Origin of the sequence: Microcystis sp. M113S1 (assembly GCF_020246945.1) — a bacterium.
GTDB lineage: Bacteria > Cyanobacteriota > Cyanobacteriia > Cyanobacteriales > Microcystaceae > Microcystis.
On record NZ_JADBSA010000078.1, the window covers coordinates 16,142 to 35,403 of the forward strand.

General features: G+C 41.0%; 15 protein-coding genes and 1 pseudogene. 10 read left to right on the plus strand and 6 right to left on the minus strand.

Features of this window, described 5'->3' with window-relative positions; translation table 11 throughout:
- The first annotated feature begins 4 nt into the window (after positions 1-4).
- The 8 genes from IM319_RS04495 (at position 5) to IM319_RS04530 (ending at position 11,683) form a co-directional block, all read left to right on the plus strand.
- Positions 5-454, plus strand: a complete 450-nt coding sequence (locus IM319_RS04495; RefSeq protein ID WP_287734783.1) for a hypothetical protein — start codon at positions 5-7, stop codon at positions 452-454.
- A gap of 19 nt (positions 455-473) precedes the next feature.
- Positions 474-1,394 carry a peptidoglycan recognition protein family protein gene (locus IM319_RS04500; protein WP_287734784.1) on the plus strand — a complete coding sequence of 307 codons (921 nt, stop codon included), beginning with the start codon at positions 474-476 and terminating at the stop codon, positions 1,392-1,394.
- Between the two features lie 44 nt (positions 1,395-1,438).
- Positions 1,439-2,965 (plus strand): penicillin-insensitive murein endopeptidase, encoded by a 1,527-nt coding sequence (locus IM319_RS04505; RefSeq protein WP_287734786.1) that lies wholly within the window; start codon positions 1,439-1,441, stop codon positions 2,963-2,965.
- A 65-nt stretch (positions 2,966-3,030) separates the two neighbouring features.
- Positions 3,031-3,753 (plus strand): WD40/YVTN/BNR-like repeat-containing protein, encoded by a 723-nt coding sequence (locus IM319_RS04510; protein WP_287734788.1) that lies wholly within the window; start codon positions 3,031-3,033, stop codon positions 3,751-3,753.
- A 427-nt stretch (positions 3,754-4,180) separates the two neighbouring features.
- Entirely contained in the window at positions 4,181-5,161 is a 981-nt protein-coding gene (locus tag IM319_RS04515) for a DUF3616 domain-containing protein (RefSeq protein WP_287734789.1), read from the plus strand.
- Between the two features lie 407 nt (positions 5,162-5,568).
- Entirely contained in the window at positions 5,569-8,691 is a 3,123-nt protein-coding gene (locus IM319_RS04520; protein ID WP_287734791.1) for a DEAD/DEAH box helicase, read from the plus strand.
- A 13-nt stretch (positions 8,692-8,704) separates the two neighbouring features.
- The gene (locus tag IM319_RS04525; RefSeq protein ID WP_287685186.1) at positions 8,705-9,544 is read left to right on the plus strand and encodes an SWIM zinc finger family protein; all 840 of its coding nucleotides are present in this window, start codon (positions 8,705-8,707) and stop codon (positions 9,542-9,544) included.
- 117 nt (positions 9,545-9,661) lie between these two features.
- Entirely contained in the window at positions 9,662-11,683 is a 2,022-nt protein-coding gene (locus IM319_RS04530) for a potassium channel family protein (protein WP_287734792.1), read from the plus strand.
- A 9-nt stretch (positions 11,684-11,692) separates the two neighbouring features.
- Here the strand turns inward: IM319_RS04530 and IM319_RS04535 are convergent, their stop codons facing one another.
- Positions 11,693-12,898, minus strand: a complete 1,206-nt coding sequence (locus IM319_RS04535; protein ID WP_287734793.1) for an ATP-dependent nuclease — start codon at positions 12,896-12,898, stop codon at positions 11,693-11,695.
- Positions 12,899-13,030: 132 nt separating this feature from the next.
- On the minus strand, positions 13,031-13,456 hold the full coding sequence (locus tag IM319_RS04540) for an AAA family ATPase (protein ID WP_287734794.1): 426 nt from the start codon (positions 13,454-13,456) through the stop codon (positions 13,031-13,033).
- Between the two features lie 240 nt (positions 13,457-13,696).
- On the opposite strand from IM319_RS04540, the gene groL reads away from it, so the two are divergent.
- Together groL and IM319_RS04550 are read left to right on the plus strand one after the other, a co-directional pair.
- Positions 13,697-15,370 carry a chaperonin GroEL gene (gene groL, locus IM319_RS04545; RefSeq protein WP_286824929.1) on the plus strand — a complete coding sequence of 558 codons (1,674 nt, stop codon included), beginning with the start codon at positions 13,697-13,699 and terminating at the stop codon, positions 15,368-15,370.
- A 190-nt stretch (positions 15,371-15,560) separates the two neighbouring features.
- Positions 15,561-17,450 carry an ABC-F family ATP-binding cassette domain-containing protein gene (locus tag IM319_RS04550; protein WP_287734795.1) on the plus strand — a complete coding sequence of 630 codons (1,890 nt, stop codon included), beginning with the start codon at positions 15,561-15,563 and terminating at the stop codon, positions 17,448-17,450.
- Between the two features lie 29 nt (positions 17,451-17,479).
- Here IM319_RS04550 and IM319_RS04555 read toward each other — a convergent pair whose 3' ends face one another.
- The 4 genes and pseudogenes from IM319_RS04555 to IM319_RS22385 all read right to left on the minus strand — a co-directional run bounded on the left by IM319_RS04555 (position 17,480) and on the right by IM319_RS22385 (position 19,190).
- The gene (locus tag IM319_RS04555) at positions 17,480-17,950 is read right to left on the minus strand and encodes a hypothetical protein (protein ID WP_287734796.1); all 471 of its coding nucleotides are present in this window, start codon (positions 17,948-17,950) and stop codon (positions 17,480-17,482) included.
- Between the two features lie 158 nt (positions 17,951-18,108).
- Positions 18,109-18,338 (minus strand): annotated as a pseudogene (locus IM319_RS04560) (hypothetical protein); the annotation flags it as partial.
- A 99-nt stretch (positions 18,339-18,437) separates the two neighbouring features.
- Positions 18,438-18,953: a hypothetical protein gene (locus IM319_RS04565; protein ID WP_353857177.1), complete on the minus strand. Its 516-nt coding sequence runs from the start codon at positions 18,951-18,953 to the stop codon at positions 18,438-18,440.
- The gene (locus IM319_RS22385; RefSeq protein ID WP_353857178.1) at positions 18,954-19,190 is read right to left on the minus strand and encodes a hypothetical protein; all 237 of its coding nucleotides are present in this window, start codon (positions 19,188-19,190) and stop codon (positions 18,954-18,956) included.
- Positions 19,191-19,262: the final 72 nt, after the last annotated feature.

The following is a 19,262-nucleotide window of genomic DNA, read 5'->3' on the forward strand; positions in this document are numbered from 1 at the left end:
ACTTATGTCATTAACTCATCGTGGGTTAATCGCCGTCTTAGGGTTTTGCTTCTTGGTGGGTTGTGGATTACCAGATAAGGGACAATTACCAACCGCTACTTATTCCCAACCTATACCCACTCTTACTCCTAAGACTTGTGATGATTCTCCTAGATTTCTTAATCCCGATGAAGCCCAAAAACCTCAAGAAACAGACTTAGACCGTTATTTTCGCCTAGCTTATAAGGAGGAAGCTGAAGGCAATTTTGAAACAGCGATCGCCTATTATCAGAAAGCGGCGGACTTGGCGACCTGTGATTGTGATAAACAACACGCCCTAGCGGGAAAGCAAGCCGCTCAAGAAGCACACAATTTAGTTGATCGCTATGGGGTAGAAAGTAAACCCACTCAATACTTTTGGGGTCGATTACAAGAATTAACTCAATCCCTTCCTTGTGTTCAAATTCAACAATAATTAATTTTGGGAGGTTATTATGGCACGTTGTCCTTTTGCTACACAGAAACCAATTACAGGGGGACTTGGCAATTATTCACCAGGATCTCGTTTTAAGATTGTTCATCACACAACTGAAGGCTCAACCGCAGCTGGTGCGATGGCAGCGTATAAAGCCAATAAATCCGATCCTCATTTCACCGTTGATTCCACCACCATTTACCAACATATCGACACAGCTAGTACAGCACGATCTCTGAAAAATCTACCCGGAGGTGTACAAACTAACAGAGATTCAGCAATTCAAATTGAAGTCGTTGGTTTTGCGGGTAAACCCAAGAATCAAGCAACGCTTAAAAATGTTGCCAAGTTATGCCGATGGATTGAAACCACTCATGGAGTCCCTAAAGTTTGGCCGAATGGACTTCCCCGAACTGGGACAAGAGATCCAGGTGGACATAATCGTAATGCAACAAATTGGAATACTAAAGGGGGACATTATGGACATTCCCATGTTCCTGAAAACGACCACTGGGACCCAGGTTATACCCGGGCTGAAGTAGAAATTATCATGGGAGGAAGTTTAGAATTTGTCGGTTCACCAGAAGCATTAGGAAGCGGAGAAGCGGAGGTTACTTTAAATTCTTCTATCTCACAAGTAGAAATGGAGATTACACCCCATCTCAACTTGATAACTTACAGCATTTCCTTCTCTTTGGATGAAAAAGGACAAGCAACCATTCCCCTTGATATTGCTTGGGAGCGAGTTATTTCTCTGATCCCTCAAGCAACTAAAAATGAAGAAGGAAACTGGCAAAGTTGTATCGTATCCTTAGCTGAAGAAGAAGGACAAACCCTATTAGTCGCAACCGCAGGAACACCCAATGCAACCGCTACAGTTATGGTTAAAGTCCTAGATGATGCCCAAATCTTTGAAGAAGAATCTTTGGGTTGTCCGTAGTCAAGTTTGATTTTGTCCTTATTACCAAAAAATGGAGACCAACTATGTTTGAAAAACGCAATAGCCTTCCTTTTCCTCCTCAAGGACAGAGTCCTGAATTAGAGCCTAGCGTAGAAACTCGTGATAACTTAGTTCAACAAAGAGAAGCATTAATGGCTCAAGTTGAAGAACTAGATAACTTGATTACACGAGTGAGTAGTAATGAGACACTATGTGGTCACACGGATGATAGTCAAGATGTGGAAAAATATGATGGCACTCTAGGTGTTACAAAGGATTTTGTCAATCAATTTTCTCCTCCAGTAGGTCAATTACAATGGCAAGAGAATTTGGCCGATCTTTTTAGTAAAGAAGGAGAATCTCCCGGAAATGTTGAAGGAAAACGCTGGTGTACTGGATGTTTAATTGAAGGGGATAAATTTTTAACAGCAGGTCATTGTTTTGATCAAACTGGCGGTGGATGGCAAAGGCCATCTCGTGGTAATAAAGTGATTTCTCCAGAAGAAATTGCGACACTAATGCACGTAAATTTTAACTTTCAGATCGATCCCACCACTGACAGACCCCGTCCTGATGATCGCTTTCCGATCATTAATCTTCTAGAATACCGAGAAAAGGGGTTAGATTACGCAATTATTCAATTAGGTCGAAACGAAGCAGGAGAATCGCCATCAGGGAAGTATGGAACATTAAATTTGTCTCCACAAGACTTGACTCATATAGGTTCAATGCTATGCGTCATTCAACATCCCAATGGCAACCCTAAGAAAATTGAAGCTGGTCCTTTAATCGATCATAAAAAAGGTCAACTTTTCTATGATGACATTGACACACAAGGGGGTTCATCAGGTTCTCCAATTCTGGCAGAAAAAAACGGTAATGTAGTTGGCGTACATACGAATGGAGGATGTTCAGGATTTTCTGGGGCTAATGTTGGTGTCTCCATCGGCGCAATTCGTGGAGCATCCAATCTACTTGATAGTGCAGAATCTCCCGTCATCATTTTCCCAAATCCTGCTGACGTGGAAACTGTTGATAACGAAACCCCTATTGAGTTGGAAGATACTCCCTGTTTTTCTCCCCTAGGTGAGGAAAGTCTTGAGGATTTAATCTTAGAAGCTGTTCCTTTTCCCGCAGTCGATACTCAACTCCCTATCGAGGGAACGGGTTACTACAGCTATTCCCAATTCCGTGAGAAGCAATTTGGCTTAACTGAAACCATCGAAGCAATCAAAAAAATTGGTGAATTATGGTTTGCAAGTCATCGCACTGGTCCTGTCATTGGCATAGGAAACATCAGCAAGAAAGGAGGTGGTCCCGTACCGCCCCATAGCAGTCATCAAACGGGATTAGATGTTGATTTTCGTTTATTAAGAACAGATGGTGCAAGAATTGGTATCACTTTTCACCATCCTAACTATTCTCGTACTCGAACCCAAGCATTAGTCAATACAATAAAAAGCAATCCGATTCTCAAGGTCAAGTTGATCCTTTGTAATGATAATAAGTTACAGGGAGTTCAGCCTTGGCCTGGTCACGACGATCATCTTCATGTTCGATTTAGCAAATAATTCAGTTTTGTTGTAGGGGCGCAAGCCTTGCGCCCCAAAGATTTCTAAAACTTTGGAGAATACCCATGTCAAATCTTAGTGAAGTTCTCTCTCAAGCTGCGATTAACCCTGATTTTCCCACAGATAATCCAGACTCTGCTATAGCAATTATCGACAGCTTAGAATTGATTGGTTTTAGTCCAGATTCAGCTTTACTATTTGTTGTTTTTGCTGAAAAAGCTCCCCTTTCTTCTAGTTTAATGCGAACTCATACGGTTGTGCTTAAAACGTCTGACGGTGGGAATAATTGGCGTTTAACTCTAGATGCAACACAAGGATCATTAGTGAAAGAAGAAATATTTTTCCTCAATGAAACTCAGGGTTGGTTTATAACACAATGGCAAGTTGCGGGAACATTCCCAACTTTGTATCAGACCAATGATTTTGGAGAAACATGGCAAGAATTTTCAACAATTCATGATTCGATTACGGCTAAAGGTGGAGTTGCTTCTTTTACCGAAGCCCAAGGATTACGCTTTAAATCGGAACAAGAAGGTATTGTTATTGGCAAAACTTTTAATGTTGAAGGAGAAAATATTCAATTATTTCTTAAAACCAATGATGGGGGGCAGACTTGGCAAGAAATTAATAATATACCTGCGGAATATTTTACTTGGAATAGTATTCATTCTCAGGTTTTTGATTTTAGTCATACTTGGCAGATTACTACAACTGTTGCAGGCATTTTGATCAGTAAATCTGTGGACTTATTAGCAACAATCTATCCCGCCGCTATTAGTAATGGCTAAGGCGATGGTAATTGTTTAAATAATTTACTTTATTTCAGGAGAAAAAATAGAGGACAACCTAAAAGGGAGAAAGATGATCCTAAATCACCACACCACACTATGTATCTCTTCCTGAAAATAGTAAAAAAAAACAGATTGTTGTTCATGTAAAATATCGCATATAACCCTTGAAAAGTCTCAGTGTCAAGCAGGAGGAATTGCCTTGTACTTTATTTGCGAGAATCTCTTTGATGTAGCTAATATGCTCCCTGTTCTTTCGTCGATCTAGTTAACTTTATTTTTGAGTGGGGACTTAATTGCCCTGTTTAAACCAATGCTCAAACAAATTCTTTCCCGGTTTTCTCCCAGTCATTTTCTGCCTTTTTCTCTTTTACTGCCGACAATTTTCCCAATCCTCACTTTTTCAGTTAACAAGGAGAATACAATCATGCAATCTCTCAAATTTTCTATTATTCAAGAAATCAAACATCAGGGAATTTGTGATGCTTCTGCCGCCACTGCTTTAGGAGAAAATAAATTTGTTGTTGGTAATGATGAGGCGGATCCAAAATTAGGTAATATTCTCTGGATTTATTCCTCTCAAGAGTCGGGAAAAGCACTGGAAACCATTGACATTAATAGTTGGCTGAAAAAAAATCCTAACAATAAAGAAATCGACTTGGAGGGGGCAGCTGTACTAAATGACATAATCTATTGGATTACTTCCCATGGTCGCAATAAAAATGCTGAACGAAAACTCCCTCGTCATCAATTTTTTGCTAGTAAAATTACCGATGACGGCTCTAGTATAGTTCAAGAGGGTGAGTCTTATACTCAGTTAGTCTTGCGCGATATTATCGAAGACTCTCAATTGGCTAAAATATTTGATTTCAAAACAGCAGAAACCAAAGCTCCCAAAGCTGAAGGAGGATTAAATATTGAAGGTTTAACGGCAACTCCAGACGGAAATATCTTAATCGGTTTTCGTAATCCTATACCAAACGATAAAGCTCTTTTATTGACTCTAAAAAATCCTCAAAGTTTAGTTATTAATTCCAGCAATGCTCGGGCTGAATTTGGTGATCCTATCTTGTTAGATTTGGGAGGATTAGGAATTCGTAGCATTGAATTTTGGCCAGCTTTAGAAGTATATTTAATTATTGCTGGAGAATTTCATGGAGGCGATCAATTTGTTTTCTATACTTGGTCAGGAAAAAAAGAAGATGCACCAGAAAAGATAGAATCACTGCAATTCCCTGACGGTTTTCGTCCAGAAGCTTTGTTGTTTTATCCGCATCTCAAAGATCGCTTTCAGATTTTAAGCGATGATGGTACAATCGAGCGAGTTGGTAATACTCCCTGTAAAGATATTATCGATAAAAATAATCCCGAAAAATATTTCCGCAGTATTTGGGTAAAAGTGAATTAATACTAATTCTCACCCATAAAAACTACAGATCGAATTATCGAATTTAAGTTCCCCTTTCCCCTTTTTCCCATTTTAAGGGAGACGAAGGCAGGGGGATCGAACTCTTGTAGCCGGATTTCGGAGAATTGATATAATTAGACATCCCTCTTAGTGGAACCTCAACAAAACCTAGAACAAAAATAGCTTTAAACCCATGTAGGGATAAGCTTTAAGCTCAAAAAACCGTTGCTCACGTCTTCTCAATGGTTTTTTGTCCTAGAAGCTATATTAACCTTTTTCTCTTATCCAGAGGACTTCTGGGTTCGCAAAGGGACAAAAAAGTGTGGAGAATCCTCCCATAATCGCTACAATTTTTCTAGAGGCTAAGTATTGCCCTCATTTAAGTTCTTTTGTACTCATTGAAAACCATGAAAATTCTTCACGGTACTTGGATTCCCCAATCAACGGACGAATTTATTCAGAAGGGTAGCTTTTATCTTTGGGGAGAAACTAGCACCCCGAAAAAGAGTCGCACCACTGCTGATAATTATCATCCTTTTCAGTTAAGCAAAGAAGAATTAACTAGCTTTCTCACCGGAGAGTTAGGAATAGTTCAATCGAATTATAATCCTCTTAGTCGGCAATTTGTCCCCCGCTACTTTCTTTTACCTAGCCACGACAATCAACCTTTACCCTCCTTAGAATTACTGCGTTATCTAGAAAAAGAACCCCCAGAAAATAGCCAATGGCAATCTTGGCAAATTGATTGTTATCCCCTTAGTCCTGTACTTAAACTGCTCAATGATCTGCACTTTATCTGTCTTTACAACTCCTCAGAGATTCAGTTAGGTGCAGATCTACTTTTTTGGTATCACTACAGTCAAGCTTTTAAAGAAATAATTCTCAAAGATAACTATATTCCTGCTTTTAAATATCGAGAATTAGCCACAAATAACAAGAAAACCGCTAACTTTGCCATCTACCCTCTTTGGGAAATTATATCAGCAACCTACGAAACCAATCTCGATCGCTATCTCGAATATCTTCCCCGGATTTGTCTTGCTGGCGCTGAAAATCCCCATGCTTCGCCACAATTATACGATCCCAAAACCCTACTCCGGCACTTCTCCGAATGTCTCCTCAATGAAATTGTCACTAATACAGCAATTCCTGCCAGTTTTGATAAAAAAATTAGCGAGACAATTATAGGTGACTGCCTCTCTGTGACTAAAGCTGCTGGATTTCTGCAAACCGCTGCCGCTTTAGAAAAATATCAACAGTGGCAAACTTGGAGACAGCAATTACTAGGAGACCAAAATATATCTAGTTTTAGCCTTGGTTTTAAACTAACGGAAGCACCAGAAGATAATATTGAACAGTGGCAAATTACCTTTATCCTCATCTCTAAACAAGACCCCTCCCTGCGATTAGAATTAGACGAATATTGGTATGCAGTCCCCGAAACTAGAACAAGCATACGAGCGCATTTTGGTCAAGATTTAGACAAAAATATTTTACTAAGTTTGGGTTATGCTGCCCGTATTTATCCCCCTATTTGGCAAGGATTAGAAACGGATAAACCGACGGGATTTTCTCTCAACCTTACAGAAGCTTTTACTTTCTTGAAAGAAACTGCTTGGATTTTAGAAGATGCGGGATATAAAGTGATTATTCCCGCTTGGTGGACTCCCCAAGGTCGTCAGCGCGCCAAAGTTCGGCTAAAAACTACTTCTAAATCGGGCAAATCTACCCCCGTTAGTAAAGGGATTTTTAGCCTTGAAAACATCATTGAATATCAATATGAACTAGCCATCGGTGAAGAAACTATTAGTCAAGAGGAATGGCAACAATTAATTAACACCAAAACACCCCTAGTTAAATTTCGAGGTCAATGGGTAGAATTAGAACAAAATAAAATGCAGCAAATGCTGGATTTTTGGCAGAAATATCAGCAGGAAAATCCTGATATGAATCTGATTGAATTAATGAAAAAAGCGGCCGAATCCCCAGAGGAGATTATTGTTGAAACCGATGATTTTTTGGGTTCTATGCTAGAGAAATTACAAAATCCTAGTCAACTAGAACCGATCGAAAATCCTCCCCAATTACAAGGAACGCTGCGGGAGTACCAAAAGCGTGGAGTTGCCTGGATTCAATACCTGGAACAATTGGGTTTAAATGGTTGTCTTGCTGACGATATGGGATTAGGAAAAACTCTACAGGTAATTGCTAGATTGATTGGGGAAAGAGAGGGAGATAATAATGTTTTACCAACTCTGCTAGTCGCACCCACTTCTGTGGTGGGAAATTGGGCAAAAGAAATTGAAAAATTTGCCCCCCATCTTCAGGTTTTAATTCATCATGGTAGTAAGCGCTATCAAGATGAGAGCGAATTTCAGACAGTAGCTAGTCAAAAGGATATCGTCATTACTTCTTTTACCCTAGTTCGCAAGGATTTGAAATTATTTAACTCGCAATCTTGGCAACGTTTGGTAATTGATGAAGCACAAAATATCAAAAATCCTAAAGCAGCACAAACTAAAGCAATCTTGAGTTTATCTGCACAACATCGTCTCGCATTAACGGGAACTCCTGTGGAAAATAGACTGCTTGATTTATGGTCAATTTTTAACTTCCTTAATCCCGGTTATTTAGGTAAAGAAACTCAATTTCGTAAAGCGTTTGAAGTGCCAATCCAAAAACAAAATGATCGTCTCCAGTCCACGGTTCTCAAAAAATTAGTGGAACCTTTTATTCTGCGTCGGGTAAAAACCGATAAGCAGATAATTAAAGATTTGCCTGACAAAGTGGAAAACAAACAGTATTGTAATTTAACTAAAGAACAAGCTTCTCTCTATGAAGTTGTCATCAAAGAAGTGGAAAAACAATTAGAAGAAGCGGAGGGAATAAAACGCAAAGGATTAATTTTATCTACCCTGATGCGCTTGAAACAAATTTGTAATCACCCGCGTCAATTTTTACAGGATAACAGCGCTTTTACTCCTGAGCGATCGCATAAGTTAGAGCGTTTGGGAGAAATGCTAGAAGAAGTAATTTTAGAGGGAGATAGTTTGCTAATTTTCACTCAATTTACTGAAATCGGGGACTCCTTACAAAAGTACCTGAAACAAACTTTTCGCTATAATACTTATTATCTTCACGGGGGGACTTCTCAACCAAAACGAGAACAAATGATCGAAGAATTTCAACATCCCGAAACAGAACCTTCCGTATTTATTTTATCCTTAAAAGCTGGGGGGGTGGGGATTACTTTAACCAAAGCAAATCATGTTTTTCATTTTGATCGTTGGTGGAATCCTGCGGTAGAAAATCAAGCAACCGATCGCGCTTTTAGAATTGGTCAACAAAAAAATGTTTTCGTGCATAAATTTGTCACTTTGGGAACCTTAGAGGAAAGAATTGATGAAATGATCGAGGAAAAGAAAAAGGTAGCTAATGCTATTGTTAGTAATGATGAATCCTGGTTAACGGAATTAGATAACGAAAGTTTTCGTCAGTTAATCGCATTGAATAAACAGACAATTATTTAATCGAGGTAAACCCATGAATAAATTTAGTAAAACTTGGTGGGGACAACGCTTTATAGAAGCATTAGAGGAATTTACTGACTCAGCGCGCTTGAGTCGAGGACGTTCCTACGCAAAAAATGATAAAGTCAAGAATTATAAAATTGATGGTAATTTAATTACTGCTCAGGTGCGAGGTTCCATTAATCCCTACTTTGGAGTTTACAAAGAACCTTTGTATAGGGTGAGTATCGAGATTAAACCAATTACTAAAGCAGAGTGGTCACAAGCTTTATATAATCTTGGTTCAAGAGCGAGTATGATCTCTAAACTGCTGCTCAAAGAAGTTCCCGATAATATTGATGAAGCATTTAGCGATCTGAATCTACACTTATTACCCCACAGTCAAAAGGATTTTATCACTAATTGTTCCTGTCCCGATTGGGAAAATCCCTGTAAACATATTGCTGGAGTTTATTACCTCGTTGCTTCCCAATTAGATCAGGATCCTTTCCTCTTATTTGAATTACGAGGTATCTCTCGTCAAAAATTACTGCAAGAGTTAGCAAAAACTCCCCTCGGTAAGCTGCTTTCCTCCTCCATCCAAGAGGAACAAATTCCTCTTAACCCGGTTAATTCCTATCACACTAAACCCGAAACTATACCAGCAGTAGAAACAATTGATCTCAAAGAATTTTGGCACTCTCATCACCGTTTACCCGAAAATACTCAGTTAGTTAAAGCGGCAACTATTCCCGCAATTGTCATTAAAAAAGCTGGTGATTATCCTGCATTTTGGGATAAGGATACTTCCTTTATCGAGGTAATGGAAGAAATGTATCAACGGGTACGCAATAAAAACGCTGGTATGTTATAATTAGTTAGGTGTTAAAAATTGTCAGACACCCCTCTTGGTTAAAAGGAAATTAAGGGTAGATTAAGGGGGGATTAAAAGTCTGAAAAAGCATTCTATTTTTTAAGACAAGCAGAATCTATGAACCAAGAATCTCTCAGCTTTGTCCATGGGAATGTCAAGTTAGCCGATCGCTTTTTAGTTTGTGGATTGGGTAGTCTTGGACAACACTGCGTCAAGTCTTTAAAAGAGTTTGGGGTTAGCGTTGTCGGTATCGAACTAATACAGCCTCCCAGTTGGGAAATTAATGATTTTCCCGATTTATTAGAGGAAATAATTATCGGTGATTGTCGTCAAAAAAACATTTTAGCAAGAGCGGGAATCGAGCGCTGTCGGGCTGCTTTAATTGTCACCAGTGATGAGCGAATTAATGCCACTACTGCCCTAATTATTCGGCAATTAAATCCCCTTACCCGCTTAGTGGTGCGTTCTTCTAAAGATAATCTCAATGAGCTACTCAAGGAACGTTTAGGCAATTTTATCGCCTATGAACCCACCCAACTACCCGCCAATGCCTTTGCTTTAGCCACATTAGGCACGGAAACCCTCGGTTTTTTGCATCTTGACGGTCAGAAATTGCGGATTATCCAGAGACAAATTAGCCCCGAAGATGGTTTGATTGATCGCTTTTTAGGTGATTTAAATACCCCCACCCGTCGTCTGTTAGCACACACAGCCCCCGATGAACCTTTAACGGCCGGATTTTATCAATGGTCCCCCACCACCACTATCAGAGCCGGTGATACCATTACCACCATCGAAACTACCTATCAAAATATCGATGCTACCCGCCAGAAACCGTCAAATTCTCGCCAGAAGTTGCGGCATTTTTGGCAAAAATTGCTCAAAGAAATCCAACAATTCTGGCAATTGAGTTTTCAGCAGCAAATTCACCGGGTGGCTTTCCTGTCAGTATTTATCATTATCCTGCTGGTAATGATCGGGACTTTTCTTTTCCATCTCTACGCCCCGAGAGCTTACTTTATTTCCTCTCTTTCAGGAACAGCGATTCTTTTATTAGGTGGTTACGGTGATGTTTTCGGTGCCTCTAACCCCGAAGATTTAAATGCAGTCCCCTGGTGGATGCAGCTATTTAGTCTCTTTTTAACCTTAGCTGGAACCGCTTTTATCGGGGTTCTCTACGCCATTTTGACAGAAACTTTATTATCATCAAGATTTCAATTTATCCCTAACCGTCCCCCAGTTCCCCAACAGAATCATATCGTTATTGTGGGCTTAGGTCGAGTCGGCACAGAAGTGGCTAATTTATTACTAGAAATGAAACAGGCGATTGTCGGGGTCAGCTTAAATAGGGATTTTGATGTGACTATGCTGCCAAAAATGCCCTTGATGACGGGAAATATCGAAGAATCTTTAAAAAATGTCAATTTAGACAGGGCCAAAAGTATAGCAATTGTTACCGATGACGAAATCCTCAATTTAGAAGTGGCCCTAACCACCCGCAAACTCAACCCCCAAAGCTACTTAGTCATCCGCACCACCGACGATACCCTTAGTCAACAATTAAGTCAAATTCTGCCCCAATCTCACATTTTAGGAACCAACACCGTGGCGGCAGAAGCCTTTACGGGGGCCGCTTTCGGAGAAAATATCATCTATCTGTTCCGTTGGGCGCAAAAAACGATTCTGGTGACGGAATACGAGATCGAAGCTGGGGATACTCTCAATGGTAGCTCGATCGGCGATATTGCCTACGGTTATCGAGTCGTGCCGATCCTACACCAACGAGAACGGGAAACCCCGAAATTAATGCCCGAAGATTATCTCAACTTACGCATCGGCGATCGCATTGTGGTGCTGGCCACCATCAACGGACTGCGACGGGTGGAACAGGGTCGTCGAACTCCCAAAACTTGGCGCGTGCGGGTGGAAAAAGCCTTTAATCGCAATATTGCCGCAGAAGCACCCACCGTAATCAGTCGTTTTTCTAATTGTCCCCTGAAAACCGCCAGCGATCTCATGGAAAATTTGCCAGCGACTCTGGGCGCCCCCCTCTACGAACACCAGGCAATTCGATTAGTTTCCGAGTTGAAAAAAATTCAAGTTCAAGCATTGGCCATTCCGATTACAAGCCAAAAATAACAATTTTGCTTAACTCAGAAGTTGATCCAACTTAGCGAAAAATTGATGAACATCTTCATGAATTTCATCAAATTTCATGTTAGTGGCGACGATTTCGCGGGTCAATTCTAAAGATGGAACAGATGCTAAAGAAAGTTGATGAGATTTAAGCCTTTGAAAAAGAGAGTCCTTATTTTCAAACAATAGCTTTTTCCCATCCACAACTTGAAAAATATTTGCTTTGACATCTCTCCAAGATTGATTTCGAGGCAGGGTAAGATTTTCGTTATCAAAAAAATTCCTAATTAATTCTTGAACTGGAGGAAAAAAAATATCTTGGTCGTTAAAACCGCCGGTTTGTAGGGCTGCTCTCATCCAAGCATCGGGAACTAATAAATAATTCTCAATATTTTTTCGTCGCCATTCATATAATGATTGCTTCGGATCATTTGCTTCTGGGTGGAAGGCCTGATCGTCATCATCATAATCAAACAATACCAACCTTTTCGCTGATGGAATTATTTGTTTAATCCCAGCAAAATGACGATCAGAATCTTCTTTCATTTTCTTCTTATTGCCGCCTCCCATAACCCGAAAACAAACTTTATTTAAGTTATCCTGCTTTCCTAAAGAAGTGGCAAAACCTCGTAAAAGACGCTCATCTGTTTCTCCTTCAACATACAAAATAACGGGATAATTAGATTCCGAAAGCGAAAGCTGTGTTATCTCTAAGTTAGAAACATCGGCCATCGCTGTTAAAATCGCTGGTGTAGCTTCCACTCTTTTAGGAATGCTATCAAGTAATGAGATAATTTGCCGAACGTCAACCCCTCTAATAAACTCTTCTGCGTGGGTGGCAATAAGAAATTGAGTATTTCTCTCGATCGCTTTTTGATTTTTAAAATAATCTAGAATCTCTCTTTGCAAGTTAACATGAAGATGAGCATCGGGTTCATCCAGTAAGATAGTAGTAGGTTTATAACCATAAAAAAATGCCAACAAGGTTAAAGTTTGATGGAAACCGCTGCCAGCAGATATAATGTCATAGGATTTGCCCCCCTGTTTATATTCGCAGATTATTTGGGTGTCCACTCCTCGTTCGTATTGAGGGTCTTTTAAATCAACGGTAAACCAGTTTTTGACAACCTTTTGAATTTCACTCCAATCCTCTCGATTTTCTTGCCAAACTCGCAGCAGTAAATTTCTTAATATACTTCCGGGCTGCGCTTTTCCCACTTGTTTTCGCAGCGGTCCGTCATCACGCCATTCTTCATTGGGTTCTAATCCCGAAAAAGGCGGAACGTAAGCAATAATAGGTAACAGAGAAGGGGAGTGATTTGACTCTCCTTCTAATTCACGGAAATGTTCTCATCCTTCCGAAGGAATTGCGTAGATAGTTTGAGGAGAACTATATCGTAGTTTAACCCCCAAAGAGCGTGGTTTTGGCCCGGAAGATTCCGCTATCCAAGTAACATCAATTTCAATGAGAATAAACTCTTGCTTTTTGGAACCATCTGCTTTTGTTGGATAGTGGCGCTCGGTCTTCTCTCGCCACAAAAGATTAAATTCTGGAACGGGAAGGGCTGTAAAGTTGGGAAGGACAACTTGTTTGCCGGTCTTTCCCCCCCGTTTTGCCCGCCGGAACTCCTCAATACAGAACTGCCAGATCGCTAAAGCCTGTAAGATGGTGCTTTTACCACTGTTATTCCGTCCAACCAAGAGATCGAAGAGAGCAAACTCGTAGGTTTGTTCCTTGATACTCTTGAAATTTCTCAGGGTTAGCTTGGTTATCATCGATCTGATTAGGCTGTCGGAATCTTCATCTTAAATTATGCAAGTTAACATCGCTCACTTTCCCAGATCGCATTTTTAAGGCCAAAAATAGATCGGGACTAACTCATCTCTCCAGCTAGGGCAACCAAAACGATCGCGCTTGTCGGTTCAGGGATTAGAGGGGAGTCGATCGCCTAGATTAGCACTCAAGCCCTAAGAGTGCTAAATTAACTAAAGGAGTCCTATCACAACAGCGATACTATGTCCAAAATCATTGCCTTCAAAGATGAATCCCGTCGCGCCCTAGAAAAAGGTGTCAACGCCTTGGCCGACGCAGTAAAAATCACCCTCGGTCCGAAAGGACGCAATGTCTTGTTAGAAAAGAAATACGGCGCCCCCCAGATCGTTAATGACGGCATCACCGTCGCCAAAGAAATCGAATTGTCCGATCCCCTCGAAAACACCGGGGCGAGATTAATTCAAGAAGTAGCCTCAAAAACCAAAGATTTAGCGGGAGATGGCACCACTACCGCCACCATCATCGCCCAAGCTTTAATTAAAGAAGGTCTCAAAAACGTTACCGCCGGGGCCAATCCCGTCGCCTTAAGACGCGGACTAGACAAAACTATCGCCTATCTGGTCGAGGAAATCGCCGCCGTCGCTAAACCGATCGCTGGAGATGCGATCGCTCAAGTGGCCACCGTTTCTTCCGGCAACGACGAAGAAGTGGGAAAAATGATCGCCGCCGCCATGGAAAAAGTCACCACCGATGGCGTAATCACCGTGGAAGAATCGAAATCCCTAACCACGGAATTAGAAGTGGTGGAAGGGATGCAGATCGATCGCGGTTATATCTCTCCCTATTTCATCACCGATCAAGAAAGACAGATCGTCGAGTACGACAACCCCCTGATCCTGATTACCGATAAAAAAATCAGTGCGATCGCTGAATTAGTCCCCGTCCTCGAAGCCGTTGCTCGTCAAGGTCGTCCCCTATTAATTATCGCCGAAGATGTGGACGGCGAAGCCTTAGCCACTCTCGTGGTCAACAAGGCCCGGGGTGTCTTAAATGTCGTCGCTATCAAAGCCCCCAGTTTCGGGGAACGTCGCAAGGCGGTTTTACAAGATATCGCCATTCTCACCGGCGGTCGTCTGATTTCCGAAGAAGTGGGCTTAAGTCTTGACACGGTTAGCCTCGATCTGCTAGGGCAAGCGGCAAAAATCACCCTAGAAAAAGACAATACAATTATTGTCGCCTCCGGGGACAGCCGCAATAAAGCCGATGTGCAGAAACGTCTCGCCCAACTGAAAAAACAGCTAGAAGAAACCGATTCTGAATTCGATAAGGAAAAATTACAGGAACGCATCGCTAAATTAGCCGGCGGTGTGGCCGTCATTAAAGTCGGGGCAGCCACAGAAACCGAACTCAAGGATCGCAAACTCCGCATCGAAGATGCCCTCAATGCCACCAAAGCCGCCGTGGCAGAAGGTATCGTCCCGGGCGGTGGCACAACCTTGATTCATCTGGCTTCTAAGGTGAAGGCTTTCAAAGCTTCTTTGACTAACGATGAGGAAAAAGTCGCCGCCGATATCGTCGCCAAAGCCCTAGAAGCCCCCCTGCGTCAGTTAGCCAACAACGCCGGTGTGGAAGGCGATGTGATCGTGGAAGGTGTGCGCGATACCGCTTTTAGCATCGGTTACAATGTCCTCACCGGCAAGTACGAAGATTTAATCGCCGCCGGAATTATCGATCCAGCTAAAGTGGTGCGGTCAGCCGTTCAAAACGCCGCTTCCATCGCCGGTATGGTCTTAACTACGGAAGCCCTCGTGGTCGAAAAACCCGTTAAAGAAGCCGCAGCCCCCGATATGGGCGGCATGGGCGGCATGGGCGGCATGGGTGGCATGGGTGGCATGGGCGGCATGGGTATGATGTAATTCCTGATGCCCTCTGGCCCTTGAAAATAATCTCATGCAATTGAGCCAATCTGTCCCTTTTCTGGTTAACATCGGCATTAGGGACAGGTTTTTTTCTCCCGGGAAAAACTTTTTCAGCAGAACCTGCTTAATCTATCCTTTGCATTAGTCCAGACATTACACTAGAAAAGAAGGATTATTCCCACAAATCATGACACTGCTGACGGTTCGATCGCTCAAAAAAGACTTCGGTATCAAGGAAATTCTCAAAGATGCGAGTTTTAGTCTCGATGATCGCGATAAAGTCGGCCTGATCGGTACGAATGGATCGGGAAAATCGACCCTATTGAAAATGATCGCCGGTTTAGAATCGATCGATGGTGGCGAAATTCAAATCAATTCGGGGATGAAAATCGTCTATTTACCCCAGCAACCGGAGCTAGACGACGATAAAACGGTTTTAGAGCAGGTTTTCGCCGATAGTGGCGAAAGTATGACTTTAATCAAGGAATACGAGGAATTGTCTGATCGCCTTGTCCATGAGCCAGAAAATCTGGATACTATTATGGAACGTTTGTCAAGGGTTTCGCAACAAATTGATAAACTTGCGGCCTGGGATTTAGAAACCAATGCTAAAGTTATTTTAAGTAAACTGGGTATCGATAATTTTAATGCTCGCGTGGGGGATTTATCGGGGGGATATCGCAAAAGAATCGCCATCGCTACCGCACTTTTAGCCGATCCTGACTGTTTATTGATGGATGAACCCACAAACCATTTAGACGCGCTTTCCGTGGAGTGGTTACAGAGTTATTTGTCCCGTTTTCGGGGAGGATTATTATTAATTACTCATGATCGCTATTTTCTCGATCGAGTGACTAATCGCATCATTGAAATCGATCGGGGAGACTTATCTACTTATGCCGGTAATTATGCCTATTATCTAGAAAAAAAAGCTTTAGCGGAAGAATCGATCGCCAGTAGTCAACGCAAACACGCGGGAGTTTTACGACGGGAATTAGAATGGTTATCCCGGGGACCAAAAGCGCGCAGTACCAAACAAAAAGCGCGCATCGATCGCATTCAGGCAATGGGGACTAAGGAATTTAAACAGGTGGAGGGAAAAGTCGATATTGCCACCGCAGGAAGACGCATCGGCAAAAAAGTTATTGAACTAGAAAATATCTCGAAAGCTTACGGAGATCGCACTTTAATTAAAGATTTTACCTATATTTTTACTCCCGAAGATCGCATCGGTATTATTGGCAGTAATGGGGTAGGAAAATCTACTCTCATGGATATTATTACCGGGAAAATTCTCCCCGATTCAGGCACAGTTGACATCGGTTCCACTATTCATATTGGTTACTTTGATCAACAATCCGATGATCTCAATATCAATGAAAATCAAAGAGTGATCGAATATCTGAAAAGTGTGGCCGAATTAGTCAAAACCCTAGACGGCAGCGTGATTACCGCTTCCCAGATGTTAGAAAAATTTCTCTTTCCTCCCGATCAACAGTATGCACCAATTTATAAACTTTCTGGAGGAGAAAGACGACGGTTATTTTTACTACGAGTTTTGATGAGTGCGCCTAATGTTTTAATCTTAGATGAACCCACCAATGATCTCGATGTGCAGACTTTAGCAATTTTAGAAGAATATTTAGAGGACTTTAACGGTTGTGTGATTGTTGTTTCCCATGATCGCTATTTTCTCGATCGAGTAGTTGATACTATTTTTTCCTTTGAAACGGGGGGTAATATCCGTCAATATCCCGGTAATTATTCCCTTTATCTCGATCAGAAAAAAGAGGAGGAGGAACCAAAAGAAAAAAAAGTCACCCCAAAAACTGTTAAAGCTTCTTCGTCACCTGTCAATAAAAAAATCTCTTTTAAAGAGAAAAAAGAATACGAAGATATCGAAAAACAAATACCAATTTTAGAAGCAAAAAAAACTGAAATTGAACAGGTACTTTATGGAGAACCCCTAGAAGATTTTAGCAAAATAACCGACCTTACCGAAGAATTAGCTCAATTGAGTCAAAAAATTGATAATTTAACCGATCGCTGGTTAGAATTAGCGGAAAAATTAGGCTAGGATAATCCCTATTTTCCCGATCAATTTAGTCAAAACTGAGTGATAATTTCTGGTGAATCATCCTCATCCATGACCAGATCTACCGACTCCACCCGCAAGAGTGCCAAATTATCGTTAACCACCCCTTGAAGATAGATTTCCCCCATCCCTTCACCCCCCAGATCGATCGAGCCGAAAACTTGACCGGTTTTGGTATTAAAATTAAACTGAAAATAATTAGCCGAGGAGATTCCCTCGCTCACATTATCGTATTTAGCGATCTCTTGACCACTGTTATCATAAAAAGATACTTGAAAATTTTCTAAAACTCGCATTTTTCCCGAACCTTTTTCCGAAAAGATAGTCGGGGCCGTTTTTGCATCATAACTAAAAGAACCTTTAGCTGTATAGCCTTGATTTCCGAACCATTGAAAATCGATCGTCACTGCTAAAACCCCTTGGCTATTCATGTTAGCAACTAAAAGCCAAGCTAATAGTAAAGTCAATATCATCTTTTTCATTAGTCGGTTATTTCAGTTACAGCAGTTATCCTAATGGTGAGGTACGAAGTCTCTGGTTTTGGAGAACAGGGAACAGCGAACGGTAGCTAGTCTTCCAGAGATGATGTCAAATCCAAGCATACTTCATCTTTTTGTCAGGCGGTAAAGATGGCTTTACTTAATACTATTTTATCACTGCCCGGAATGAAATCGCTGATCGCCTCGATTCCCAAATTGCTACTGTTGAAGATAAAATTATCGCTACCATTACCACCAGTGAGTAAATCATCGCCTGAATCGCCAATGTACCATTAATATTATTAGTCCCAATTAGTTTGAGGTTTTCGACATTATTGGGTAAGGTTCGATTAATTGCGCTTTGTCAGGTGTCAGCAATAATTACTTGTCCTCGTTTTCATCTGTGCCATCACGATTATAGCAAAAGGGATTGCTACTTGCTTCTAGTTCTGACCATCTTTCCTCTGTTTAGTTCATTTAATCGAGAAAATTATTGAGACCATTGTTCAAAAAATTGCCGCAACTCGTCAAAAGAATTAACGGTTAGTGCCGATTTCAGTAACTCGTCTAAAATCGATAATACGGAAATTTTATCAACAGCTTGCTCAATTTCTATTGGAATGTCACCCAATCGCGTTTTTAAAACCATTTTAATATAATCACGAGCATTTTCTAACGCTCCAATTTCCTTCCCAATTTCCTTCCCAATTTCCTTACCTCGTTCTATTCCTCGTAACTCCATATTACTTATTAAAGGCATGGTTCTTTCCTCCTCAAATTGTTTGATTTTACTCTCTAAGCTTGACTGTAATTCAGTAGATAAAGTCATCATATTGTCGATGATTTCAAACAGTTTAATTATCTGTTCCCTCTCAAACTCCTTTTCATATAATCCCCTGATTAACTTCCACTTCCACTGTTCCCGTTGTGGCAGCTTCCCAGTAGTCGCTTTCGTTTTCAGGTGTGCCATCACTATTATAGCAAATGGATTGCTACTTGCTTCCAATTAGTCACTGATAACTGATAACTGGTAACTGATAACTGAATAGAGTTTGTCAGCGAAACGTTTTTTTGTCTTTGCTGAAGCGGTAATCCTTTTTAGTTCTTTTTCTAGGGATTCAGGAAGTTTTGTCCAATCAATTAATTGGTGAACTTCTGAAAAAAAGAAGCCTAAAAACGCTTCAAAATATTCGGTTAATGCTTCTTTCCAGGGTTCATCATAATTGGCGGTTGTTTGGTTCATCAATTAGGGTGATAGTTTTAATTGTTATCCGCTTCTGGATAAGAGTTTTAAGTTAATTGTTGGGCAGTGCAT

Excerpts from the sequence above, each read along its gene's own strand:
- IM319_RS04495 (WP_287734783.1), top strand. The coding sequence starts at position 5 with ATGTCATTAACTCATCGTGGGTTAATCGCCGTCTTAGGGTTTTGCTTC.
- IM319_RS04500 (WP_287734784.1), top strand. The coding sequence starts at position 474 with ATGGCACGTTGTCCTTTTGCTACACAGAAACCAATTACAGGGGGACTT.
- IM319_RS04505 (WP_287734786.1), top strand. The coding sequence starts at position 1,439 with ATGTTTGAAAAACGCAATAGCCTTCCTTTTCCTCCTCAAGGACAGAGT.
- IM319_RS04510 (WP_287734788.1), top strand. The coding sequence starts at position 3,031 with ATGTCAAATCTTAGTGAAGTTCTCTCTCAAGCTGCGATTAACCCTGAT.
- IM319_RS04515 (WP_287734789.1), top strand. The coding sequence starts at position 4,181 with ATGCAATCTCTCAAATTTTCTATTATTCAAGAAATCAAACATCAGGGA.
- IM319_RS04520 (WP_287734791.1), top strand. The coding sequence starts at position 5,569 with ATGAAAATTCTTCACGGTACTTGGATTCCCCAATCAACGGACGAATTT.
- IM319_RS04525 (WP_287685186.1), top strand. The coding sequence starts at position 8,705 with ATGAATAAATTTAGTAAAACTTGGTGGGGACAACGCTTTATAGAAGCA.
- IM319_RS04530 (WP_287734792.1), top strand. The coding sequence starts at position 9,662 with ATGAACCAAGAATCTCTCAGCTTTGTCCATGGGAATGTCAAGTTAGCC.
- IM319_RS04540 (WP_287734794.1), bottom strand. The coding sequence starts at position 13,456 with ATGATAACCAAGCTAACCCTGAGAAATTTCAAGAGTATCAAGGAACAA.
- groL (WP_286824929.1), top strand. The coding sequence starts at position 13,697 with ATGTCCAAAATCATTGCCTTCAAAGATGAATCCCGTCGCGCCCTAGAA.
- IM319_RS04550 (WP_287734795.1), top strand. The coding sequence starts at position 15,561 with ATGACACTGCTGACGGTTCGATCGCTCAAAAAAGACTTCGGTATCAAG.
- IM319_RS04555 (WP_287734796.1), bottom strand. The coding sequence starts at position 17,950 with ATGAAAAAGATGATATTGACTTTACTATTAGCTTGGCTTTTAGTTGCT.
- IM319_RS22385 (WP_353857178.1), bottom strand. The coding sequence starts at position 19,190 with ATGAACCAAACAACCGCCAATTATGATGAACCCTGGAAAGAAGCATTA.